At 62.2% G+C, this 23,196-nt stretch carries 20 protein-coding genes; 8 read left to right on the top strand and 12 right to left on the bottom strand.

Going from position 1 to position 23,196, the window contains the following annotated elements:
- Window positions 1-8: 8 nt before the first annotated feature.
- Genes ACELLULO517_RS14275 through ACELLULO517_RS14255 form a run of 5 tightly spaced genes read left to right on the top strand, consistent with a single transcriptional unit; the run spans window position 9 to window position 6,882 of the window.
- Window positions 9-1,394 (top strand): MmgE/PrpD family protein, encoded by a 1,386-nt coding sequence (locus ACELLULO517_RS14275; protein ID WP_227308079.1) that lies wholly within the window; start codon window positions 9-11, stop codon window positions 1,392-1,394.
- The gene (locus ACELLULO517_RS14270) at window positions 1,391-3,229 is read left to right on the top strand and encodes a dipeptide ABC transporter ATP-binding protein (protein ID WP_227308078.1); all 1,839 of its coding nucleotides are present in this window, start codon (window positions 1,391-1,393) and stop codon (window positions 3,227-3,229) included. The genes ACELLULO517_RS14275 and ACELLULO517_RS14270 overlap by 4 nt, the downstream gene beginning before the upstream one ends.
- Window positions 3,219-4,862 carry a GMC family oxidoreductase gene (locus ACELLULO517_RS14265; RefSeq protein WP_227308077.1) on the top strand — a complete coding sequence of 548 codons (1,644 nt, stop codon included), beginning with the start codon at window positions 3,219-3,221 and terminating at the stop codon, window positions 4,860-4,862. Before ACELLULO517_RS14270 ends, ACELLULO517_RS14265 begins: the two co-directional genes overlap by 11 nt.
- Window positions 4,855-6,447 (top strand): GMC family oxidoreductase, encoded by a 1,593-nt coding sequence (locus ACELLULO517_RS14260; RefSeq protein ID WP_227308076.1) that lies wholly within the window; start codon window positions 4,855-4,857, stop codon window positions 6,445-6,447. Before ACELLULO517_RS14265 ends, ACELLULO517_RS14260 begins: the two co-directional genes overlap by 8 nt.
- 18 nt (window positions 6,448-6,465) lie before the next feature.
- Window positions 6,466-6,882 (top strand): hypothetical protein, encoded by a 417-nt coding sequence (locus ACELLULO517_RS14255; RefSeq protein ID WP_227308075.1) that lies wholly within the window; start codon window positions 6,466-6,468, stop codon window positions 6,880-6,882.
- 12 nt (window positions 6,883-6,894) lie between these two features.
- Here the strand turns inward: ACELLULO517_RS14255 and ACELLULO517_RS14250 are convergent, their stop codons facing one another.
- The 7 genes from ACELLULO517_RS14250 to leuC all read right to left on the bottom strand — a co-directional run bounded on the left by ACELLULO517_RS14250 (window position 6,895) and on the right by leuC (window position 14,495).
- The gene (locus ACELLULO517_RS14250) at window positions 6,895-7,803 is read right to left on the bottom strand and encodes an ABC transporter permease (protein WP_227308074.1); all 909 of its coding nucleotides are present in this window, start codon (window positions 7,801-7,803) and stop codon (window positions 6,895-6,897) included.
- Window positions 7,800-8,828, bottom strand: a complete 1,029-nt coding sequence (locus ACELLULO517_RS14245; protein WP_227308073.1) for an ABC transporter permease — start codon at window positions 8,826-8,828, stop codon at window positions 7,800-7,802. Before ACELLULO517_RS14245 ends, ACELLULO517_RS14250 begins: the two co-directional genes overlap by 4 nt.
- A gap of 60 nt (window positions 8,829-8,888) precedes the next feature.
- Window positions 8,889-10,589, bottom strand: coding sequence for an ABC transporter substrate-binding protein (locus tag ACELLULO517_RS14240; protein ID WP_227308072.1), 1,701 nt, complete (start codon window positions 10,587-10,589; stop codon window positions 8,889-8,891).
- Between the two features lie 330 nt (window positions 10,590-10,919).
- Window positions 10,920-11,810: an isocitrate lyase/PEP mutase family protein gene (locus ACELLULO517_RS14235; RefSeq protein ID WP_227308071.1), complete on the bottom strand. Its 891-nt coding sequence runs from the start codon at window positions 11,808-11,810 to the stop codon at window positions 10,920-10,922.
- 5 nt (window positions 11,811-11,815) lie between these two features.
- Window positions 11,816-12,445, bottom strand: a complete 630-nt coding sequence (locus ACELLULO517_RS14230; RefSeq protein WP_227308070.1) for an isochorismatase family protein — start codon at window positions 12,443-12,445, stop codon at window positions 11,816-11,818.
- Complete coding sequence (leuD, locus tag ACELLULO517_RS14225; protein ID WP_227308069.1) at window positions 12,442-13,080, bottom strand: 3-isopropylmalate dehydratase small subunit; 639 nt, start codon at window positions 13,078-13,080, stop codon at window positions 12,442-12,444. The genes ACELLULO517_RS14230 and leuD overlap by 4 nt, the downstream gene beginning before the upstream one ends.
- On the bottom strand, window positions 13,077-14,495 hold the full coding sequence (gene leuC, locus ACELLULO517_RS14220) for a 3-isopropylmalate dehydratase large subunit (RefSeq protein ID WP_227308068.1): 1,419 nt from the start codon (window positions 14,493-14,495) through the stop codon (window positions 13,077-13,079). The genes leuD and leuC overlap by 4 nt, the downstream gene beginning before the upstream one ends.
- A 253-nt stretch (window positions 14,496-14,748) precedes the next feature.
- On the opposite strand from leuC, the gene ACELLULO517_RS14215 reads away from it, so the two are divergent.
- The 3 genes from ACELLULO517_RS14215 (at window position 14,749) to ACELLULO517_RS14205 (ending at window position 17,177) form a co-directional block, all read left to right on the top strand.
- A complete protein-coding gene (locus tag ACELLULO517_RS14215; RefSeq protein WP_227308067.1) occupies window positions 14,749-15,063 on the top strand; it encodes a hypothetical protein in 315 nt (104 codons plus the stop codon).
- Window positions 15,060-15,896 carry an SDR family NAD(P)-dependent oxidoreductase gene (locus tag ACELLULO517_RS14210; protein WP_227308066.1) on the top strand — a complete coding sequence of 279 codons (837 nt, stop codon included), beginning with the start codon at window positions 15,060-15,062 and terminating at the stop codon, window positions 15,894-15,896. The genes ACELLULO517_RS14215 and ACELLULO517_RS14210 overlap by 4 nt, the downstream gene beginning before the upstream one ends.
- 201 nt (window positions 15,897-16,097) lie before the next feature.
- Window positions 16,098-17,177 (top strand): LacI family DNA-binding transcriptional regulator, encoded by a 1,080-nt coding sequence (locus ACELLULO517_RS14205; protein ID WP_227308065.1) that lies wholly within the window; start codon window positions 16,098-16,100, stop codon window positions 17,175-17,177.
- Between the two features lie 11 nt (window positions 17,178-17,188).
- Here the strand turns inward: ACELLULO517_RS14205 and ACELLULO517_RS14200 are convergent, their stop codons facing one another.
- From ACELLULO517_RS14200 to ACELLULO517_RS14180, 5 genes are all read right to left on the bottom strand, one after another.
- On the bottom strand, window positions 17,189-18,220 hold the full coding sequence (locus ACELLULO517_RS14200) for a sugar-binding transcriptional regulator (protein ID WP_227308064.1): 1,032 nt from the start codon (window positions 18,218-18,220) through the stop codon (window positions 17,189-17,191).
- 145 nt (window positions 18,221-18,365) lie between these two features.
- Window positions 18,366-19,739: an acetoin dehydrogenase dihydrolipoyllysine-residue acetyltransferase subunit gene (locus ACELLULO517_RS14195; RefSeq protein ID WP_227308063.1), complete on the bottom strand. Its 1,374-nt coding sequence runs from the start codon at window positions 19,737-19,739 to the stop codon at window positions 18,366-18,368.
- On the bottom strand, window positions 19,739-20,773 hold the full coding sequence (locus tag ACELLULO517_RS14190) for an alpha-ketoacid dehydrogenase subunit beta (protein ID WP_227308062.1): 1,035 nt from the start codon (window positions 20,771-20,773) through the stop codon (window positions 19,739-19,741). Before ACELLULO517_RS14190 ends, ACELLULO517_RS14195 begins: the two co-directional genes overlap by 1 nt.
- A complete protein-coding gene (locus tag ACELLULO517_RS14185) occupies window positions 20,751-21,806 on the bottom strand; it encodes a thiamine pyrophosphate-dependent dehydrogenase E1 component subunit alpha (RefSeq protein ID WP_227308061.1) in 1,056 nt (351 codons plus the stop codon). Before ACELLULO517_RS14185 ends, ACELLULO517_RS14190 begins: the two co-directional genes overlap by 23 nt.
- A 15-nt stretch (window positions 21,807-21,821) precedes the next feature.
- Complete coding sequence (locus tag ACELLULO517_RS14180) at window positions 21,822-23,144, bottom strand: NAD(P)H-dependent oxidoreductase (RefSeq protein WP_227308060.1); 1,323 nt, start codon at window positions 23,142-23,144, stop codon at window positions 21,822-21,824.
- Window positions 23,145-23,196: the final 52 nt, after the last annotated feature.

The raw sequence follows: 23,196 nt of genomic DNA, 5'->3' as shown, positions 1-23,196 counted from the left end.
TGGCTATCGTGAATGACGTGTCGACCAGCCAACAGCCTGCTTCCTACGTCTTCGCCGACCATGTCACGGGCACCCGTTTCGAGGACATCTCGGCCGACGCCATTCTGAACGCGAAGACCTTCATTCTCGATACCATCGGCGTCGGCATATCCGGCTCCACCGCCGACGGCGCGCAGCATCTGCTGGACGCATCGCGGGGATGGGGTAGCGGCGAGGATGCGCAGGTCTGGGGCCGGCGCGCGCGCGTGCCGGCGCCGACCGCCACGCTGCTCAACGGCTTCCAGGTTCATTGCCAGGAATTCGATTGTGTTCATGAGGCGGCGGTGCTGCATCCGCTGGCGACGGCACTGCCGGCGGCCCTCGCCTTCGCCGAACGCCAGGGCGGGATCAGCGGTCAGGATTTCCTGACCGCGATCATCCTGGGCGTCGATGTCTCAACCACCCTGGGCATGGCCTCCCGCGAGAAGCTGCGCTTCTTCCGGCCCGCGACGTCAGGCGGGTTCGGGGCGGTGGCGGCGGTCGGCCGACTGGCCGGGCTCAGCACGGACAGCATGGCCCGCGCCTTCGGCATTCAATATGCGCAGACAAGCGGCACCATGCAGCCGCATGTGGAAGGCAATGTCACCCTGCCCCTACAGGTCGGCTTCAATGCCCGCGCCGCTTTGCAGGCCGCCGACTTGGCAAGCCTCGGCATGAAGGGGCCGGTCGGCACCTTCGAAGGTCCCTTCGGCTTCCTGCCGATGTTCGAAGGCGTCTGGACTCTCGGTCCCGGCCTCGACAATCTCGGGCGCGATTGGCAGATAAGCCAAGTCAGCCATAAACCCTTCCCGTCCGGCCGCGCCGGTCACGGCGGCATCGAAGGGCTCATGCGCATGCGCGCCGAGCCTTGGTTCGATCTCGACGCCATCGCCGGCATCAAGGTCATCGCGCCGCCGCTGATCAACAAACTCTGCAGCCGTCCGGACATGCCGGAGCCGACCGGCAATTACGCCCGTCTCTGCATGGCCTTCATTGGCGCCAAAGTGTTGCAATACGGCAGCATCGACCTGTCCCGCTATCGCGGGGATGAGCTGCTCGACCCCGTGACGCATGAGCTCGCAAAGCTCTTCACCATGGAAGTGGACGGCAATCCCGACGAGAATGCGCTGGTGCCGCATGAGATCGTGGCGACCTTGAAGGACGGGACGGAGCATCGCTGGCGCTGCGAGGCGATGCTGGCAAGCCCCAGCCGGCGGCTGACGCGCGAGCAGCATCTGGCGAAGTTCCGCGACTGCTGCACCTATGCTGCCGACCCCCTGCCCGCCGGCCGCACCGACGATCTGATCGCCATGGTCGATGCGCTGGAGACGGTGACGGATATGCGCGATCTCGCGAACCTGCTGATGCCGGCATGACGAGCGAACCCGCCATCGTCCTGCAGGCGCAGGACATCGCCATCGCTTACGGCAATGCCCCGCCTGTTGTGAACGGGCTGGACATCACGATCCGCCAGGGTGAGGTCGTCGGTCTTCTGGGCGAAAGCGGCTGCGGCAAATCCACCGCCGCCTATTCGCTGCTCGGCCTCGCCCGGCCGCCGGGTCGTATCACACGCGGCAGCGTCAGTTTCGAGGGCCGCAACCTGCTGACCATGCCGGCCGAGGATCTGCGTGCCGTGCGTGGACGCGGCATCGGGCTGATTGTGCAGAACCCGCGCTCCGCGCTCAACCCCATGCTGCGCGTCGGCCGGCAGATCGCCAATGTCTGGCGCAGCCACCAGAAGGGTAACGAGGAAGCGGCGCGCGCCCGCGCGATCGAGATGCTGCGCCTTGTCGGCATCAATGACCCGGAGCGCCGGATCGAGGCTTACGCGCATGAACTGTCGGGCGGCATGGCGCAGCGCGTGCTGATCGCGATCGCGCTCAGCTCCGCGCCGAAGCTTCTGGTGGCTGATGAGCCGACCAGCGGCCTGGACGTGACCATTCAGGCCCAGTTGCTTGACCAGATGTGGCAGGCGACCCGCACCACCGGATCCTCCGTGCTGCTGGTGACACAGGAAACCGGCATTATCGCCAATTACTGCGACCGCGTCCTGGTCATGCATGGCGGCCGCATCGTGGAGGCGGTCACGACCCGCCGCTTCTTTGGCGCCCCGCAGCATGCGGCAAGCCGCGCCATTCTGGAAGTCAGCGCGGCGGAGGAGGAGCATCGGCCGACGGAATTGCCGACAGCGGAAACCACGCCGCTGATCGATGTCGAAAAGCTCAGCCGGTTTTTTGAGATCCGCAATTCGCCCAAGCGTGTGCAGGCGGTCAGCGAGGTCAGCTTCACCATCGGCGTCGGGCAGACGCTGGGTCTGGTCGGCGAAAGCGGATCAGGCAAGACCACGGTCGGGCGATGCCTGCTGCGGCTGCTGGAACCCTCGGCCGGGCGCATCGTCTATCGCGGTACGCCGATCAGCACGCTCGCCAAACGCGAATTGCGGAAGTTCCGCGCCAAGCTGCAGATCGTGCTGCAGGACCCCTATGACAGTCTCGACCTGCGCTGGACGATCGAGCGCAGCCTGCGCGAGCCGCTGGACCAGCACACGACACTGTCCCGCGCCGACAAGCGCCGCCATGTGGAGCGGCTGCTGCGCCTGGTCGATCTGCCGGCCGCAACCGCCGCCGCGCGGCCGCGCAATCTCGGCTCCGGCGTGCTGCAACGGATCAATATCGCCCGTGCGCTCGCCAATGACCCGGAATTCCTGGTGTTGGACGAGCCGACCTCCGTCCTTGCCCCTTCGGCGCGCATCGGCCTGGTGCGGTTGCTGCGGCGGTTGCAGAAGGAACTGGGTCTGTCCTTCCTGTTCATCTCGCATGATCTGACAACGGTCAGCCAGGTCTGCCACCGCGTCGCGGTCATGTATCTCAGCCAGGTCGTGGAACTGGGCAATACCGAGGATATCTTCAACAATCCGCGCCATCCCTATACCCGCGCGCTCATCGCCTCTCATTTGGCGCCCGATCCGCATAACCGGCGCGTCGACCGGCCCAGGATCGGGTCGCTGTCCGGCGAAATCCCGAGCCCGATCGACCTGCCCTCCGGCTGCTACCTGTTCAGTCGCTGCCCGCACGCGGTCGCACGCTGCGAAGCGGAGCCGCAGGACCTGCTGCCGGACGGCCAGGGCCGCTGGACCCGCTGCTGGCGGGCTCGCGCCGGGGAGCTTGACCTGCGCGCGCCTGAACCTTTGGAGGCCACTATTGGAGCATGATGAGGTTCTGGTCGTAGGCTCCGGCGCCAGCGGCGCGGCCTTGGCCTGGAAGCTGGCCAAGGCCGGCTTTCGCGTCACCTGCCTGGAACAAGGCGGCTGGGTCTCACCGAAAGATGCCAGCACGACGGGGGATGACTGGGAAAGGCAGCGCTATACGGATGAAAGCGCCAATCCCAATATCCGGCGCGGCGCCTATGATTATCCGCTGGATGAGAGCGATACGCCGATCAAGCCGCTGATGTTCAACGGTGTCGGCGGCAGCACCATCAAATGGGGGGCGCATTTCCCCCGCTTCCGCCCTTCGGACTTTCGGGTGCGCAGCCTGGACGGCTTGGCCGACGACTGGCCCTTCGATTACGACGCGTTGGCGCCTTTCTATGACGAGAACGACCGCATGATGGGCGTCTCGGGCCTGGCCGGCGATCCCGGCAATCCGCCGCGCAGCGCCCGACCCATGCCGCCGCTGCCGCCCGGCCCGGGCGCGCTCCGCATGGGCCAGGCTTTCGACAAGCTCGGCTGGCAGTGGTGGGTCTCGGATGTCGCGATCAACAGCACGCCCTATGGCACGCGCGGCGCCTGCAACAATTGCGGCCCCTGCGACATGGGCTGTCCGCCCCAGGCCCGCGCGAGCACGGATATCACCTATTGGCCGCTCGCTTTGGCGGCTGGCGCGCGCCTCATCACCCATGCCCGCGTCTTCGAAGTGACGACGGACGCGGATGGGCGCCCGACCGGCGTCGCCTATTTCGATCAGAACCGGCAGGTGCAGCTCCGCAGTGCCGATATCGTGGTGCTGGCCGCCAATGGCGTCGGCACGCCCCGGCTGATGCTGCTCTCGGCCAGCGGCAAACATCCGGACGGATTGCTGAACCGCTCGGGCCTCGTCGGGCGGCGTTTGATGCATCACCCCACGGGTCTGGTGACGGGGATTTTTGACGAACCTTTGGAAGGCTATAAGGGCCCCTTCGCCTGTTCCTTCCTGTGCCAGGAATTCTACGAAACGCGGCCCGAACATGGCTTCGTCCGTGGCTATCAGATGCAGGTCGTGCGCAGCGACGGGCCGCTCGGCACCGCGCTCGGCGGCTATGTGCCGCGCATCCGTTGGGGGGCCGATCATCACCGCGACTTCCTGGACTGTTTCGGCCATACGGCGTCGCTGACGGTCACGACCGAGGACCTGCCGGACGAAAACAACCGCGTGACGCTGGACCCTGCGGTGACGGACGGCTTCGGCATTCCGGCGGTGAAGCTGCACTACCGGGTGGACGAGAATACGCGCGCGATGATCGAACACGGCATCGAGAAGGCGAGCCTCGCTTTCCGCACCGCCGGCGCCCGGCGGGTGGAGGCGCAGCGCCTGGTGGCACAGGCAGGCTTCCACCTGATGGGCACCGCGCGCATGGGCGACGACCCGGAAACCTCCGTTGTGGACGGCTTCTGCCGGGCGCATGACGCGGACAATCTGCTCATCATCGACGGCAGTGTTTTCGTGACCGGCGCGGCGCTGAACCCCACACCCACGATCCAGGCGATTGCTCTGCGCGCGGCAGACAATCTCATCCGCAATCGCGGCAATCAGACGGTATCGACCAGCCCCACGCATACGGGTTGGAAGCCGGTCGCCCATGGCTGACGCGGAATTCATCGTCGTCGGTGCTGGTGCTGCCGGCTGTCTGCTCGCGAACCGCCTCTCGGCCAATCCGGCCAATCGCGTCATTCTGCTGGAAGCTGGCGGGCGGGACAGCAACCCGCTGATCAGCGTGCCGCTGCTCGCGGGCTACCTCTATTACGTGAAATCGCTCAACTGGGATTGCCGGACGGAGCCTGAACCCGGCCTCGGCGGGCGCAGCCTGGTCTGGCCGCGCGGCAGGGTGCTGGGCGGCTCCACCGCCATCAACGGCATGATGTATATGCGCGGTCACCGCGCGGATTACGACGGTTGGGCGGAACTTGGGCTGGACGGCTGGGGCTATGAGGATGTGCTGCCGCTGTTTCGGGCTTTCGAGCGCAATGCCTCTCACCCTGACGGCGAGCATTGGCATGGCCGCAGTGGCGAACTGTTCACGGAAAAAGCAAGCGGCGCCAATCCGCTTTACGCCGCCTGGCTGCAAGCTGCCGCCGAAGCCGGTCTGCCACTGAACGAGGACCATAACGGCGCCGAGCAGGAAGGCCTTGGCCTCTATGATTTCAACATCGATAAAGGCCGCCGGGTCTCGGCCGCGACAGCCTTCCTGCGCCCGATCGAGAAGCGCCCCAATCTGCGCATCGTCACCCGCGCCCAGGTGACGGGCCTGAACTTCGACGGGACAAGCTGCACGGGCGTCACCTACCAGCAGCATGGACGGTCGCATCACATCGCGGCGACGCGCGAGGTGGCACTCTGCGGTGGCGCGATCAACTCCCCGCAATTGCTGCAACTCTCGGGGATTGGCGACCCGGCGCAATTGCAGGCCCATGGTATCGCCGTGCGGCTGGACCGCCCGCAGGTGGGGCAGAACCTCCAGGATCATCTCAGCGTCTATATCCATCACCGCTGCCTACAGCCGGTGACGCTGTTTGGCCTGTTCCGGCCGGACCGGGCGGCGCTCGCCATCGGCCGTGCCATGCTGACCGGCACCGGACCCGGCGCCAGCCTGCCGCTGGAAGCCGGCGGCTTTCTGCGCACGCGAACGGAGCTTGCGATACCTGATATCCATATGACCTTCATTCCGGGCCTGTCGTTGGAGGCGACGCGGGCGGGGCAGCGCGAGCACGGGTTTCTGACCAGCTTCTATCAGCTGCGCCCGCATAGCCGTGGCCATGTCACCCTCCGCTCGGCCGATCCGCTGGCACCCGCACGGGTCTTTGCCAATTATCTTGCCCATGACGAGGACCGGCGCGTGATGCGCGACGGTATCGGCATCGCGCGGCGCATTGCCGAACAATCCGCGCTCGACCGCTATCGCGGTGCGGAGATTTCCCCCGGCCTGGATCGCCAGACGGAAGAGGCGTTGGATGATTGGGTCAGCCGCACGGCCGGCACGACCTTCCATCCGGTCGGTACCTGCCGGATGGGCGCGGATGACGATGCCGTGCTGGACGCGGCGCTGCGCGTGCGGGGCATCGGCAATCTGCGGGTAGTCGATGCCTCCGCCATGCCGTTGATGATCGGTGGCAATACCAGCGTGCCGACCATGATGATCGCTGAAAAGGCCGGCCGGCTGATGCTTGGCGCCTGAACCTGAAAGGACCGCGCCTTGACGGACAAGACTGAGACCCTGGCTGTTCTGCTGGACGAATTGCTGCCCGGTGGGGAGGATTTTCCGGCCGCCCAAGCGATCGACCTTGCGGGCCGTCTGTTGGGCCGGCCGGAATGGGCGAAGGCAGCCGAGATAGTCTTAATCCTATTGCCGGAGGGATTCGCGGCCCTGGCGCCTGCCCTGCGCGTCGGCAAGCTGCGGGATTTGGAGGCGACCGAACGCCAAGCCTTCGACGCGCTCATCGTCAGCGCCTATTCGGCCTATTACACCCACGCCGCCGTCAGGGCCGTGATCGAAGCGAAGACCGGATACGCGGCCGGCCCGCCGCAACCGGCGGGCTTCACGCTGCCGGCTTTCGACCCTGCGGTTCTGGATGTGGTCAGGCGCCGGCCGCCGAGCTACCGGCGGCCCTGACCTGTCGCCCAATCAGTTGCGGTAGTGCCGTTCCAGCATTTCGCCCAGAACCGCGAAACTGAAGACCGTCAATGAGATGGCGATGCCCGGAAAGACCGAGGCCCACCATTGACCCAGAACCATGTCATTGGCGCCCGTCGCGATCATCAGCCCCCATTCGGCGGCAGGCGGCCTGACGCCGGCACCGACGAAGGACAATCCCGCCGTCAGCAGGATGGCGAAGCCGATGGTGACGGAGGATTGCACCAATGTCGGGCCGAGCGAATTGGGCAGCACATGCCGCACCGCGATCGCCATTTCGCTGAGCCCGATGGCACGCGATGCCTCCACCATGCCGCGCACTTTTTGTGACATCACTTCGGAGCGCGTCAGGCGGACATAGATGGGCGCATAGAGAATGGCCAGGGCGATCACCAGATTGACGACGGACTGGCCCGCCAATGCAACCAGGATCATGGCTGAGATAAAGACCGGGAAGGACTGCACCACGTCCGAGACCCGCATCATGATCTCGGTCGCCGGATTGCGAAAATAGCCCGCGATCAGGCCGATCGGCACGCCCAGAAGCAGCGCGAAACCATTGGCCAGGACCGCGATGACGAGATCCACACGGGGCGCCGAAATGACGCGTGAGAAGACATCGAAGCCGGACGCGTCGGTGCCGAACCAATGCGGCATTGGCCCGACGCCGCGCACCATATTCCACAGCAGATGCGGGATCGCACCGATCGCCGGTGGCGGAATATATTGCGCGAAGGCGCTGGCGGAGGGGTTATAGGGCGCGATGCTCGGCCCGATGACGGCCAGCACGAGCATGATGCCGACCACACAAGCTGCAAAGATGGTCAGGCCACCGAAGCGCGGCTCCCGGATCGTCGGCGCCAGACCGGTATCGGCCGCAAGAAGCTCCGCCTGGCTCATGAATGGGTCACCCTGGGATCGATAGCTGCGTAGAGGATATCCAGCACGAGGTAGATGATGAGCGACAGGCCGGTGATAACGAGTACCACGCCCTGGATTGCCGGATAGTCGAAGGCGAGGACGGATCGCACGGCATATTGCCCGATCCCGCCGAGGGAAAAGACGCTTTCGACCAGCACGGCGCCACCCAGCATGACGCCGAACAGAATGCCCACCAGCGTCATCGACGGCGCCAGCGCCGCGCGGAAGGCATAGCGCGTGATCATGCCCTGCGACAGCCCGGCCGCCTGACCGTAGAGAATGAAATCGGATTGCAGCGCGCGGATCATGTTCTGGCGGACCATCTTCATGATCGGGCCGGACAGGATAAACACCAGTGTCAGCACTGGCAGCATGAGGTGATAAAGGACATCGACGAAGACATCGAACTCCCCGGTGATGAGACTGTCGATGAGGATGAAACCGGTGATGGTCGGCGGCGAATCCAGCATCGGATCGACAAGGCCGAGCGGCGCCGGCGCGACGCCGAGTTTGAAGAAGAACACGAAGACGAACAGCAGACCCCACCAGAATTCCGGCTGCGACCCGCCGAAAAGCCCGTAGGCGAAGACAGCCTTGTCCACGATACCGCCGGGGCGGCGCGCGCTGATGATGCCGACCGGCACCGCGATCAGCAGGGTGACCAGAAAGCTCAGGCCCAGAAGCTGAAACGTCACCGGCAGCATCTGGCCCATTTCGGTCAGGACCGGCGTATTCGTCACCCAGGAAACGCCCAGATAGCCTTCCAGCAGGCCATGGGCCGGATGGCCGAGCCCGAAATAGCGCAGGAATTGTATAAGGATCGGCTGATCTAGCCCCAGGCTATGCGCGGCCTGCGCGTAGGCCGCGGGCGACGCATTCATACCGACCAGCCGCGCCACCGGATCCGCTGGTAACATACGGATCAGAAAGAATACGGCGATGACGAGGCCCAGAAGCTGAAGCACGCTTATGCCCAGACGGCGCAGAATGTAGCGGTAGATCAATATAGTCCTCCATCGGTGAAGTGTTCACGGCAGTTTAGGCCGTGAACACTTTGCCAAAAGTCAGTAATGGAGATCGTAGAAGCGCATCGAATTGTCCGGCACCCAAGCCACGCCCTTGAGCTTGTCGCTATAGGCCCATTGGGTCTTGAAGGTCACGACCGGCAGCCAGGCGACGTCGCGCATCAGTATCTGCTGCATCTGGGCCAGTTCGGCATTGCGCTTGGTCACATCGGTCTCAAGCTTCGCCTTTGCCCAAAGCGCATCGATCTCGGGATTGGCGTAGTTTTCCATATTGTTCAGGCCGCCCGCCTCCTTCGAGACGAAGAACAGCTGCATGGCATAGCCGGCATCGACGCCGATCGGCTTTTCCTGATCGTTGATCGCGAAAGCCAGATCCTTCTTAACGATCTGATGATCGCCATATTCGGTCTCAGGCATCGGGTTCAGGGTCACAGGAATGCCAAGCGGCACAAGTGCGGTGCGGATTGCGTTCACCACCGGCCCGAGCGTCGCTTCCTTCTCGGCCACATAGGTCAGTTTGAACGCATCGGCATATTGCTCAAGCCCCTTGCCGCCGGGATAGCCGGCCTCGGCGAGAAGCTGCTTCGCCTTGTCGGGATCATAGTTGTAATCGTCAGAGGCGACGTAATCGGGATAGGTGGTCGGGATCACGCTCTTCCACTGCTTCGCCTCGCCGGCATAGCCAACGTCGATGATGCGGGAATAGGGAATGGCATCGGCAATGGCCTGACGCAGCTTGATATTGTCGAAGGGCTTGGTCTTGAAGTTCATGACGATGAACATGCCTTCGTTGCCGTAGACACCGCCGACCGTCACGCCTTTTGCCGATTTCAGGCTGTCATACTGATGCGCTGTCATGCCCTGAATGACCTGCGCCTGACCGGACCGCAAAATGACAAGGCGATTGGCCGCCTGCGGCACGCGCTTCATGACCACACGGTTGATCGCAGCCTTGCCCCGATAATAGTTCGGATTGGCCGTGAAGACCATTTCGTCGTTCTTGACCCATTTCGACACGCAATAGGGACCGAAGGATGGCGCCGTCACGTTATTGGCGTAGTCATGGCTCCAAGGGTCAGACGGTGTCGCATGCTTCAGCATATCGGTCTTGTCGTAGATACCCTGGGAGATCACGACGGCCATATTCACCAGGAACAGCGGATTGGGCTGCGCCTGCTTCACCTTGATGGTGTAGTCGTCGACTTTCGTGATCTCATCGCCTAGCTTGCGCGCGGGGCCGGAGACGGCCGGGTTCTTGTCGAAGACGGCGGTCGAGAAATTGGCGACCGAAGACATATTGAGCAGGAACCAGGCATTCGGCACAGCGCCGCTCACGGATTTCGCGCGCGCCCAGGTATAGAGGACATCATCGGCGGTAAAGGTATTGCCGGCGCAGCTTTTCACGTCGTGGCGCAGGTGCAGCGTCCAGGTCAGCGTCGCTGGGTCATAGGACCAGCTTTCCAGCAGACGGCCGCGCGGACGCGAGAAATCCGGCACCACCACGCCGTCGGCATTCATGCCCTTCGGCGTATAGTCGATCAGAGGTTCCAGAAGCTGGACCATGCCTTCCTGGGTCGTCGGGATGGCGATGGAGGGGCCGTCGATGTCGAGCCCGGCCGGCACGTCCTCGGTGAGGATGAGAAGCTGGGACGGCGCTGCCTGGCTCGTTCCGACACCGATGGATGCGGAGAGCAGGGAAGCACCAAGAATAGGCATGCAGACATTACGCCAAAGTGCCATGGGCCTGTTACCTGTTGCGATGGGGAGAGCCGAAGATTGTCAGTCGTAAAGCTGGCGCCGCCCCGCATTTCTCTTCTGGCGGCCTTCTTATGCCGGAGCCTTTGTCTGCATGAACAGACAACCGCACCGCGCCTCTTCCTCAGCTAAACAAACTATGCATACGCATGCAATCAAATTCAACGTCCTGTCATAAATTAGCGGAGCGGTCTGGCGTCGCCGAAACGCGAAGCGGCGGAAGCGCTTGTTCAACGCTTCCGCCGCTTGTCGATTTGATGCTGCAAACGCTGCCGTCTGCGCTGGGCGCAGAAGCGGCTTCCCTGTGGAAACCTGCTAACGCTCGCCAGCCGGTTTCGCGTCGTCTCGGGCCCATCGCCGCTCGAACGCCCAGACCTCCTCGAACCCGATCAGGGAATTGAAGGTCGCAAAGGAGAACAGGGGAATCGACGGGGCGTTACTGGTGCCGAGTTTCTGGAATTCGCTGAAGGCATTATGCGCGGCTTGAGCTGCGGCCAGGCCCGTCATGGACGGGTAGATGGCAAGGCTGAAACCCAGGGCCTTCAATTCATCCGCCGAACGGATGGGGGTCTTGCCGCCATCGGCCATATTGGCCAGCAGCGGCTTGGAAATCCGCCCGCTGGCGGACCGCATTTCTTCCTCGCTTTCCAGCGCTTCCAGAAAGACGATATCGGCGCCGGCTTCCGCATAGGCCGCGCCACGCTTCAGCGCACCCTCATAGCCTTCGCTCTGCCGCGCGTCCGTCCGCGCGATGATCAGCGTCTCCACCGGATCTGTCCGCGCTTCGCAGGCGACTTTGATCTTCTCCACCATATCGATCATGGGAACGATTCGCTTGAACGGCGTATGGCCGCATTTCTTGGGAAATTCCTGGTCTTCGATCTGGATCGCCGTCACCCCGGCTGCCTCATAGCCGCGCACGGTATGGTGGACATTCAGCAAGCCGCCATAACCCGTGTCGGCATCGGCAATGACGCTGGAATTGACCGTGCGTGTCAGCGTCGCCACACGGTCCAGCATCTGGCTATAGGTGGCGATACCGGCATCCGGCAGGCCGTAAGCGGAGGCCGTCATCCAATAGCCCGTGGCATAGACGAAATCGAAGCCGAACTGGTTGGCGACGACCGCCGTGATCATGTCGTGAATACCGGGAGCGGCAACGAAGACCCCGCTATCCAGAGCGGCGCGCAAGCTCGGTTTCGCCATCTGGCTCATTCCTTCGACTGAAGATAGGTCAAGGCTTCTGCTTCGCTCACGACATCCGCATATTTGGCGTTCATGTCGAAAAGATTGGCTTCATGCGGCGCAGGGTGACGGTCCCCGCAGGCCTCCCGCACCACGATCGGAATAAAGCCGTGGGACATGGTATCGACGCAGGTCGCCCGCACGCAGCCGCTGGTGGTGAGCCCCGTCAGGATAAGCGTATCGATGCCCCAGCAGGTGAGCGTGGAGGCAAGCGACGTGCCGAAAAAGGCACTCGGATATTGCTTGGAGACGACGAGTTCATCCGCGCCGACCTCAAGCCCAGAAGGCCAGGCACCGAGCGGGCTGCCGGCCAGGAAGTTCTGCAACGGCCTGGCCTTCTGGTAAAAGCGGCCACCGTTCAGCGCTTTCGGATGATAGACGACATTGGTGTAGATTACCGGAATACCGGCCTTCCGCGCGGCATCCCGCACCCGCAGCGCCGATGCCAAAGCATCGTCGACACCAGCGTAAAGAGTACAGTCGGGGTCGAAATAGGCCTGCACGAAATCGATCAGGATGAGTGCCGGGCGCGCACCGAACCCGATCCGGTTGTCGTAGGCGCGGCGATAGTTCTCGTCCAGATTCGTCTCAGTCATAGCTTAACCTCTTCACGTCTATCGCAATCCAGAAACAGCCAAGGGGCCGCCACACGATGGTTTGCCTCGAAAGCCTCGATATCGGCGCCATCATCCGTCAGCATCATGCCGATCTCATCCAGACCGAGAAGTAAGGCCCGCCTGCGATGCGGATCGACCGCAAACGGGATCGGCGTGCCCTTAGGCAGAAGGATCTCCTGCGTTTGCAGATCGACCGTCATCTCAGCACCCGCTTCGGCGACAAGCAGGACGCGATCGTAGAGTTCGGCATCCAGGATAATTGGCAGCACGCCATTCTTGAAGCAATTGGCAAAGAAGATCTCGCCGAAGCTGGGCGCGATCACGCAGGTTATGCCGAAATCCGCCAGCGCCCAGACAGCCTGTTCCCGGCTTGACCCGCAACCGAAATTCCGCCCGGCGACCAGAATTTTTGCCGTGTCGAATGGCGGATGATCGAGGACGAAGCTTGTGTTGCGCTGCCTCTGCCTGTCGTGACGCCGCTCATGAAACAGATGCTGCCCAAGGCCCGCCTTGTCGAGCAATAGAAGAAATCGCGCCGGTATCACGACATCCGTATCGATATCTGATTCCGGAAAAGGGGCCGCGATACTGGTCAGTCTGGTGAATTCCGTCACGCATGCCCCTCCCCGGCCATGCGGCGGACATCCACCAGATGGCCCGCGATGGCCGCCGCCGCCGCCATTGCCGGGCTCATCAGATGCGTGCGCCCGCCGATACCCTGCCTACCCTCGAAATTGCGGTTGGAGGTCGACGCGCAGCGCTCCCCCGGCCGCAGCCGGTCGTCATTCATGCCGACGCACATGGAGCATCCGGCCTCGCGCCATTCAAAACCGGCATCCAGAAAGACGCGGTCAAGCCTCTCGGCTTCCGCTTGCAGTCTGACTTGCGCCGAGCCCGGCACGACGATCGCCTCGACCGAAGATGCCACGCGCCGGCCAGCGATGACGGCTGCCGCCGCCCGCAAATCCTCGATCCGACCATTGGTACAGGACCCGATGAAGACCCGGTCGATGCCGATATCCTCAAGCCTGGTGCCCGGCGTCAGGCCCATATAGTCAAGGCTTCGTTGCATGCGTAGTCTTTTGACGCCGTCGCTCTCCGCCGCAGGGTCGGGAATACGCGCGCCGATGGGCGCGGATTCCTCCGGACTCGTGCCCCAGCTGACGAAGGGGGTGAGTTCGCTGACATCGAACCGCACCTCGCGGTCGAAAACCACGTCGGCGTCGGACGGCAGAGTCTGCCAATACTCCAGGGCCTGGTCCCAAAGCTTGCCTTTGGGCGCCATGGCGCGCCCCTCCAGATAGGCAAAGGTCCGCTCGTCAGGCGCCACCATGCCGACGCGGCTGCCGGCCTCGATCGACATATTGCAGAGCGTCATGCGGGCTTCCATGGACAAGGCCTGCACGGCCGGCCCGGCATATTCGATCGCGTGACCGACGCCGCCCGAGGTGCCGATGCGCGCGATGACCGCGAGGATGATGTCCTTGACTGAAAGGCCGAACGGCAAAGCGCCATCCAACCAGACGCGCATGACCTTCTGCCTTGTCTGCCGCAAGCATTGTGTGCTGAGCACGGCCTCGCATTCGCTGGCGCCAATACCAAAGGAAATCGCGCCGAAAGCGCCGTGGGTGCAGGTGTGACTATCGCCGCACACCAGCGTGGCACCAGGCAGCGTAAAGCCGAGTTCCGGGCCAATGACATGAACGATGCCGTGATGGCGGCTTTCGATGGGGATATAGTCGATGCCGAAACGCGCGGCATTTTCCTCAAGCCGGGCAATCTGCAGCTGGGCAAGGCCGCCGACCTCGATATTGGCCCTGTTCCTGGTCGGCACGGCGTGATCCGCAACCGCGACATTCGCCTGTGGGCGGCGAACAGCGCGCCCTTGCAGGGCAAGCCCCGCGAAGGCCTGCGGGCTGGAAACCTCCTGGACAAGATGCCGGTCTATGTAGAGGAGCGAGGATCCATCTTCATAATTTTTGACGAGATGGCTGTCCCATATTTTCCCGTACAGCGTTCGGCCTGTCATTCGTCACCAGACCCCAGCTTCTGTCCGCCTCGCCTTGTCACGATGCCGCCGCCTCCGAGATGCTAATTTAAAAGGCTGAATCCGATCGTCGTTCTTGCTCAATCATTATGAGCATACTATGGTTCCGTGCATGCGCATGCAAGCGCTAATGCGGCGGCTCGCAGGCTTTCGCCACGCGACCGGAAGCGGCACTTCGGCCGCCGTCTCTATCGACTGGATGGACGCTTTACCTCGTCAATAACAGGAGAAGCCGATGCGGATATTCGTGCTGTTCAATCTCAAGCCTGGTGTCAGCAAGGCTGAGTATCTCGCCTGGGCGAAACAGACCGATCTGCCCATCGTGCGCGGCCTGGATTCAGTCGCATCGTTTGAAGTCTTCGAAGTCACATCGCTTCTCGGCAGTGACCAATCACCGCCTTACGACTATATAGAGGTCGTCGAGGTCAAGGACATGGACGCTTTCGGGAAGGACGTTGCGCAGGAGATCATGCAGCGTGTGGCCGCCGAATTTCAGGCCATCGCCACGCCGCAATTCCTGCTCTCCCGTTCCATCGAGGCCGCCCAATGATGCCGGCCGGGACGGCGAGAGTAGCGCTGATCACCGGCGCCGGACGCAAGGGCGGGCTGGGGCAGGCCATAGCGCGGCGCCTGGCGCGCGATGGCGTCGCCGTCATGCTGCATGATCGCGGCGCTGTGGAGGGGGATATCGCGCCCGCCCATGGTGTCGGCACGCAGACCGATCTTGATGCGATGTGCGAGGACCTGCGGGCGGCTGGTGCCGATGTCGACGCCGTGACCGGCGACCTTCTGCAGGAAAACGCCATCACCGCGATTGTCGAAAAGACCGTGGCGCGCTTCGGACGTATCGATATTCTCGTCAATAACGCCGGGATCGGCTATCTGTTCGGTCCATTGACGGAGATGAAGGCCTCGGACCTGGACGCCGTACTCGGCGTCAATCTTCGCGCTATGATCCTGGCCACGCGGGATGCCGCCAATCACATGATCCGACAGGCGGGCGGGGGCAGGATCATCAATATCGCCTCCCAGGCCGGGAAATCCGGCTTCGCCTTCGCGACGGCCTATACGGCGTCGAAACATGGCGTCGTGGGTTTCACACGGGCAGCCGCGCTGGAATTGGGCCCCTACGGCATCACGGTCAACGCCATCTGCCCCAACCATGTCACGACCGGCCTTGGCGCCTGGCAGAACCAGTTCATGTCATCCGCGCGCGGGCAGAGCATGGACGAATACTTGGGCGAGATGCGGCGGCGCATTCCGCTCGGCCGTCTCGGCAAGCCGGAGGATATGGCTGATGCGGTCGCTTTTCTCTGTTCGGATGCGGCCGGATACATCACCGCCGAGGCTCTCAATGTCTCGGGCGGCGAGGAATATCACTGACCGCCTGGACCGCTCCGCTGACCCATTCGGCTGACCAGTCGCGCCGAGGGTCAGGTTGGGCTATGCTGCCCGACTGGAAAGGTGGTGAAATGCCGCTTCCCACCCCTGACATTACCCGGTGACTGGACGGTCGCCGGATCGACAAGGATTGATCGTGGAGCTGCTTAGCGTGTTTGACCTGTCGCAGAAGGCTTGGCTGTCATGGATCAGGTGACCCGCCCGAAGCACGCTGTCCCCCAACCACGCGTGACGTCCTTCGACGTGGCGGCGCTGGCGGGCGTTTCGCAATCCTCGGTATCACGTGCCTTCAGCAAGCGCTCCAATATTTCGGAGGACACGCGGCAAAAGATTTTCGAGGCCGCGCGCAAATTGAACTACGTGCCCAATTCCATTGCGAGCAGCCTCACCACGCGCCGCAGCAATATCATCGCGCTGATCATCGGGGATCTAAAGAACCCGTTCTACGTTCGCATGCTGCATGCTTTCAGCGAGCGGCTTCAGGCCGAGGGACGTCAGATCCTGGCCTTCACGGCGGGGCCGGACGACGATACCGACGCTGTCATGATGCGCGTATTGCAATATCAGGTCGATGGCATAATCGTGACCCAAGCCAGGCTCTCGATGCGCATGACCGGATTGAGCCATGAGCGCGGCATCCCGATTATCTTCTTCAATCGCTATGTCCCGGGAAGCGACGCCTCATGCGTGAGATGCGATAATGCTGCGGGCGGACGTGTGCTGGCCGAATGCCTGTTGAGGGCGGGGGCAAAAAGCTTCGCGATGATCGCCGGTGAAGCACGCGCGACAACCAGCCATGATCGCATCAGCGGTTTCGTAGAAAGGTTGCGGGAATCGGGTGTCCGGCCACAAGATATTGAAACCGCCGAAGGCTTCTCGACCTATGACGGTGGCGTCATCGCCATTCAAAAACTATTGAAAGATCGCAAAGCGCCTTTGCCTGACGCGCTTTTTTGTATCAATGACATCATGGCGATGGGCGCTATGGACGTCATGACACATAGCTATGGTCTGTCGGTTCCGACTGACATCATGGTAGCGAGCTTTGACAACATTCCCGAAAGCGGACGTCTCCCGTATCAATTGACAACGATCGAGCAGCCTCTCGACGCGATGATAACTGAGACATTGAAACTTCTACATTTAGACGATCCCGGATCTGGAATCGAACTTGGCCTTGACCGTCCTATTCCCGGTCCGTTGATCTGGCGTGCGACCATCCCAGGTTCAGCACCGGATGCCGCCACTCTTGCAACCCTTTGACTTCGATTTTATCATTTTTTATTCGCAACATTTTCGTTTAAAAGCAGGCCAGCGGTAATCTCGTCCGTAATAAAAATATTGGGTTTGATGAGGGTCATGGCACCCAGGATGGCATCGACTTTGGCAGCCCCGCCGGATGTTAAAATGCGCCGGGGCGTCTTGACCAAAGTGTCGATCGGCACGCTCATGATGCGTGAATTAATGGGATGATCGATGATCTGGCCATCCTTATCGAAGAAATTGTAAAGCAGATCTCCGACCGCACCTCTTGAGATTAAAGTCTGACGCTCCTCGGCCGAGAAATGCCCGAACAGATAGGACGTCGCATCAGGATTCATGCCGCCGACGCTGACCAGGATGACGTCGAGAGATTGCGCCAGGTCGAAAATGGCCCCCACGCCACAACGGTCAACGAGCACATTCTTTGTTTGCTCGCTATCGACGATAGCGGGCGCCGCGATCTGGAAACAATCGGCGCCAAAGGCGCGGGAAAACTGCCATCCGAATTCGGCGGGATTGTATTGACGCACGGAAGAAATGCCACCGAGCAAAGACACCACCGCGACGTTCGACAGCGGCTTCTCATCGATAAAGCCGAGAGCCTTCAGAAGCGTTCGTCCCCAGCCGACACCGACCAGCATATTCGATGTGATGAAATCCGATATATATTGGCCCGTTGCCGCGCCGATCGCCGCAGTCGGATCCACGTCGCCAGACGACAGCGGTGCGACAACGGCCTCAGCCAGGCCAAAGCGCTGCTGCAATGCAAGTTCCAGCCCCGTCAGTTCCGCAATGTCACGGCGCAGAGATATCTTCACCTCATGCAAGGCACGGGCATCACTGAGAAGCCGCACGACCGTCACGCGGCCAACGCCGAGCGCCTCGGCTATCGCATTTTGCGTCATCTCCTCGACGTAATACATCCAGGCGGCGCGCAGGCGAAGCCGCGCCGACCTGCGGCCGCTGGTACCTTGGCCTTCACCGAACTCGGCTTTCGCAGAATCCGGACGCGCCCGATTATCTCTACCCACAATACGTCCCAACCATGCAAGCCTGCCCGGATTATCTAGGATGAGGTCCGAATAATCCAGCCGGCCTCGCCTTCACTGGCTCGCCTCTCGGCGCAAACGCCCGCCCTTGCACAGGATCGCTTGCCCGGGAATCGGGTGGGGGACCCGCGCCTGCCCGTCATCGACCATCATGCAGGTGATGGGCCAGGATGCGCCCTAACATCGCCCGGCTTTCAAGCTGGGGCATATGCCCGACGCCAGGCAGCCGATGTACAGCCGCCAAGGGCGGCAGGTGCATCGCATGACCGGGTGGAATGATGCGGTCATTCGTGCCGAAGACCAGACGGACCGGCATATCAAGACGCTCCATGGCGCCGCGGATCGAGAATCCCTGCGTGCCGTCTGGAAACATGGCGGCCGCAAGATCTGTCTGTGCTTTGATTATGCCCCGGTCTTCACGCTGTCTTGCCGTGCTGCGAATAAAACTCGGGGTCAATACATCACCGTCATCGACGAGAAGTCGCAGCCAGGGCGCGAGACTTGCCTCCGAGGTCGCGCGCGCCAAGCCCGCGATAAACGCGCCGTTGATTTCCGGACCCAGCCCTGCCGGCGCGATGAGGAACAAAGACCGCACGCCGACCGTGCCGATATCCGCGAGTTCGGTGGCGACCGCGCCACCCAGGGAATGCCCGACCAAATCGATATTCGACAGGCCTTCGGCCGCCAGCCTCGCCGCAACGGCATCCGCGAGAGATCGCAGATCCGGCCGCGGCAAAGCCGGCGAAGCGCCATGACCAGGAAGGTCGATCGCAAAAACCGAACGCGATGGCGCGATGACCCCCAGCATAAGCCGCCAGGAATTCAGATCGGCACCGAAGCCATGGAGGAGCACAACAGGCGGTCCCTCGCCTTTACGCAGCCAGGCGCCATGGGGCAAATCCGCCGGCGTCGCGATGGGCGGTTCTATGATTCTATCGACCGGCCTGTCGCTGTCGCTGTCCCGAGACAGGATCGGAACGCTTGCCGGATCTTGTGACCCTTGCGCGTGGTCGAAGCCATTTGCTCCCAGACGCTCGACATCACGGGCCTGAATGCGCCCCCTGGGTCCGCTTCCTTGCACGGTCGCGAGCGAAATGCCGTAACCGGCGGCAATACGCCGCGCCAATGGGGTCGCGGTGACAAAACGACGATCGGACGCCGGCTCTTTCGCCGCCGCCTCGCTGGAAGGGCCTTGTGTCTGTGGAATCGCCGAGGCCTCATCAGGCAAAGCCTTTTCAGGCTGAGCTTCAGGCTGGTTCTGCGGCAGCATCTCATCCGGTGCGCAAATCCAACCGACAGCACTCCCCACGGACACTTCCGCACCATCCGCCAGTGGCAGCTTACGCAATATGCCGCCGCTCGGTGCTTCGATCTCCATCGCCGCCTTATCCGTCTCGATCTCGAATAGCGGCTGCCCGGCCTCGACACGGACCCCTTCCTCGACATACCAGCGCGAGATTCGCCCGCTCGCCATGTCCATATCGACACGGGGCATGATGACTTCGGTCGCCATCAGAGCCGACCCTGCGCCAGCGCAAGAGCGCTCACGATAATATCGGGAACCTGCGGCACCGATGCCTTCTCAAGCTCCGGATTATAGGGAAGTGGCGCCTCCGCGCCGCCAAGGCGCGCAATCGGCGCGTCGAGAAAATCAAACGCTTCGCTTTCCGCGATGGCCGCTGAAACCTCTGCACCGATGCCGAGCGTCTTGACCCCCTCATAGACACAAAGCAACCGATGCGTTCGCTTGACGCTTTGCACGATGGTCGCCGTGTCAATCGGGCGGAGAGAGCGAAGATCGATCACCTCCGCCTCTATCCCCTCCTCCGCCAGAGCCGCAGCCGCATCCAATGCGCGATGCACCATGATGGATGTCGCGACGATCGTGAGGTCCCGTCCCGCGCGCCTTATCTCTGCTTTGTCGAGCGGCACCGTGTAATGACCTTCAGGAACGGCGCCCTTCATTTTGTAGAGCAGCTTATGCTCGAAAATCATCACGGGATCAGGATCCGCGATCGCGGCCAGAAGAAGCCCCTTCGCGTCATAGGGCGTCGCCGGTTGCACGACCTTCAGCCCCGGCACATGCGCCAGCCAGGCTTCCAGGCTTTGACTATGCTGCGCGGCAGCCCCCGTCCCTGAACCCGCGGGAAACCGCATGACCAAGGGAACCGAGACCGCGCCGCCCAGCATATAGCGCAGCTTGGCGGCCTGATTGACGATCTGCTCCATGGCGAGCGTCGCGAAGTCCGAAAACTGGAACTCGAAGATAGGTCGCAAACCCGTCAATGCCGCGCCGACCGCGACACCGGCCCCGCCCAGTTCCGAGATGGGCGTGTCCATGACACGATCCTCGCCGAAACGATGGATCAGATCTCCGGTTACCTGGAACGCGCCGCCATAGGTTCCGATATCCTCACCCATCAGGATGACCCGAGGATCGGCTTCCATCGCCAAGGCCATCGCTTCCTGGATCGCTTGCGAATAGCTCAGCTCGCGGTCCGGATTGCCGATATCGAGAATTTTTTCAGACGCTGGTATAAACGTCACGGGTCACGTCCATAGTTGAAGGCAAAGGACTGTCGCTGGCGAATTGGAGGCCTGCTTTGATCTCTTCCTCGACCGAGGTCTGGATCGATGCGATCTCGCTATCCTCAATGAGGCCGTAATTCCGCAATTCGGTCTGAAAGAGCTTGATCGGATCCCGTTCCTGCCAGGATTCGATCTCCTCCTTCGTGCGGTAACGGTTGCGGTCACTGCGGGAATGGCCGCGGATGCGATAAGTCTTGCACTCGATCAGCGTCGGCCCATCTCCCCGCCTTGCCCGCTCGACCGCATCAAAACTGGCGGCAGCGACTTCGGCGAAGCGGTTGCCGTCGACGATCACGCCCGGCATGCCATAAGACGCCGCACGATCGGCCACATTTTTAACGGCCATCGATCGCTCGGTCGATGTCGACATGCCGTATTGGTTGTTCTCACAAATGAAGATGACCGGCAGTTTCCAGATGGACGCCATGTTGAGCGCTTCGTGGAATGCGCCTTCGTTACTGGCCCCGTCGCCGAAGAAGGACAAGGACACGGCACCCGTGCCAAGCCGCTTGGCCGAAAGTGCCGCACCCACCGCAATAGGAATGCCACCACCGACGATGCCATTGGCACCCAGATTGCCCTTCGACGGATCGGCGATATGCATCGACCCACCGCGGCCACGACAATAACCCGTCTCACGCCCGAAGAACTCCGCGAACATGCGGCCGATCTCGGCGCCTTTGCCGATGCAATGCCCATGTCCACGATGCGTCGAGGTGATATAGTCCCTGTCCGTGAGGGCGACACAGACGCCGATCGCTGATGCCTCCTGGCCGATGGACAAATGCATCGTGCCGTGAATAAGCCCCCGCATATAGGCCTGCTCGGCATTTTCCTCAAAACGCCGCACAAGTTGCATTTTCCGCAAAGCCTCATGAAGCGCCGGACGCGACAAGCGGCGATAGATCTCAGGCAAATTGCCGATAAGCCCCGGAGAGATATCGGGAATGATATCAGGAGAGGCGCTTGATGCCTCGACCATGTCTTGCATGCTCTTGTCTCCCGCTCAGACGATGAAGACAGAGTCGAGCTGATCCTGCCTTTGCCGGATCTGGGTCACGGACAGCGAGACATCCGGCCGGCAATTTTCGTAGGTAAGCTGTTCACCAGCCTTGATCGACGTCAGAACGGTTGCTTGTTCGGCAAGCCCGATCGGCAGGGCATTGGCCTTTCTGGCACCGGCCCATGTCATGGCAAAGCCACGATAATCGCGTTCACCGATCTTGCCGAGAGTCTCACCTTCCATCAGATCCCGCTTGGCAAGAGCCGTACACTCCGCCACCGGCGCATCCAACGGCTCCATATCCGGACGCCCACGCATTACCGCGCGGATGGCGGATAGCGGCACTTCCATGCTCGTCAGATGATAGGGCCGGAAGATCGTGAAGCAGGGACCGGGCCCGACCTTGAGGTCGATCATCCGTTCCAGAATACGCGGGTGACGCGGTTTGACCACGCAAAAGACACCCGGTGCCACACCTTTGCCAATGGAGTAGTCGACCACACCGGCCTTGGACAAAATACCGCCGTCTTCCTTCGTACAAAGAACGCCGGCCAGCTCCTCGCGCGTCGCGCGCGGCCCATGCATGCCCGGCACATCCGGGACCAGGCCAGTGGCATTTGCGACCGCCACCATCTCAATCATCGTCTTTGATCCGTCGACGAATTCGACGAGCATGCGCGCCGCCATATTGCGGTTGCGCGCCTCCTCCTCGTAGTCCTCCGGCATGGCATTGAAGTTGAGCGCATTATTTTTGCCCTTGCCGGCAGCGACAATGTCCAGCCCGAGCGATTGCGCAAACCCGATGATTTCGAGCGTGGCGGCGGGCTCATCGCCGGCGGCGCCCGTGAAAACCACACCGTGACGCCGCGCCTCGGCTTTCAGGAAACGGCCGATCGTGATGTCCGCTTCCACATTGAGCATGACGACATGCTTGCCCTGGCGCATGGCTTCCAAAGCGATAAGGGTGCCGACATTGGGATTGCCGGTCGCATCGATCACGACATCGATCCGACCGCTGCCGCATAGCGCGCGATAGTCATCCGTAATCGCGACCTGACCCGTTTCGATGGCATGGTCGATCGCGGATGCGCTATCCGCATGTTTGATCTGGCTGGGATCCCGACCCGCCATGGACAATGCCTTGACCGCCAGATCCGGTCGGACCTCCGAAATGGCCCCCAATCTGACGGATGGCATCAGTGATAGTTGCACGACGATATCCGTGCCCATCTGCCCGGTGCCAGCCAGGCCGATCGTGATCGGACCATTGGCCGTCGCATAGGCCGCGATCTCCGCAGCTAAAGAAACCGGTGCAATTGCGTTCATTGGTGCTCTCCCGGACCAGGCTCGCCCGCCGTTTTGCGCTGGGGGCGTTGTT

The sequence above is a fragment of the Acidisoma cellulosilyticum genome, from assembly GCF_020621385.1.
Classification (GTDB): Bacteria; Pseudomonadota; Alphaproteobacteria; order Acetobacterales; family Acetobacteraceae; genus Acidisoma; species Acidisoma cellulosilyticum.
Note: the sequence above shows the minus strand (reverse complement) of the source record. Positions and strands in the feature narration are given on the sequence as shown.

Coding starts and splice junctions, on each gene's coding strand:
- ACELLULO517_RS14270 (WP_227308078.1), top strand. CDS start 1,391: ATGACGAGCGAACCCGCCATCGTCCTGCAGGCGCAGGACATCGCCATC.
- ACELLULO517_RS14260 (WP_227308076.1), top strand. CDS start 4,855: ATGGCTGACGCGGAATTCATCGTCGTCGGTGCTGGTGCTGCCGGCTGT.
- ACELLULO517_RS14250 (WP_227308074.1), bottom strand. CDS start 7,803: ATGAGCCAGGCGGAGCTTCTTGCGGCCGATACCGGTCTGGCGCCGACG.
- ACELLULO517_RS14240 (WP_227308072.1), bottom strand. CDS start 10,589: ATGGCACTTTGGCGTAATGTCTGCATGCCTATTCTTGGTGCTTCCCTG.
- ACELLULO517_RS14235 (WP_227308071.1), bottom strand. CDS start 11,810: ATGGCGAAACCGAGCTTGCGCGCCGCTCTGGATAGCGGGGTCTTCGTT.
- ACELLULO517_RS14230 (WP_227308070.1), bottom strand. CDS start 12,445: ATGACTGAGACGAATCTGGACGAGAACTATCGCCGCGCCTACGACAAC.
- leuC (WP_227308068.1), bottom strand. CDS start 14,495: ATGACAGGCCGAACGCTGTACGGGAAAATATGGGACAGCCATCTCGTC.
- ACELLULO517_RS14215 (WP_227308067.1), top strand. CDS start 14,749: ATGCGGATATTCGTGCTGTTCAATCTCAAGCCTGGTGTCAGCAAGGCT.
- ACELLULO517_RS14210 (WP_227308066.1), top strand. CDS start 15,060: ATGATGCCGGCCGGGACGGCGAGAGTAGCGCTGATCACCGGCGCCGGA.
- ACELLULO517_RS14205 (WP_227308065.1), top strand. CDS start 16,098: ATGGATCAGGTGACCCGCCCGAAGCACGCTGTCCCCCAACCACGCGTG.
- ACELLULO517_RS14195 (WP_227308063.1), bottom strand. CDS start 19,739: ATGGCGACCGAAGTCATCATGCCCCGTGTCGATATGGACATGGCGAGC.
- ACELLULO517_RS14185 (WP_227308061.1), bottom strand. CDS start 21,806: ATGCAAGACATGGTCGAGGCATCAAGCGCCTCTCCTGATATCATTCCC.
- ACELLULO517_RS14180 (WP_227308060.1), bottom strand. CDS start 23,144: ATGAACGCAATTGCACCGGTTTCTTTAGCTGCGGAGATCGCGGCCTAT.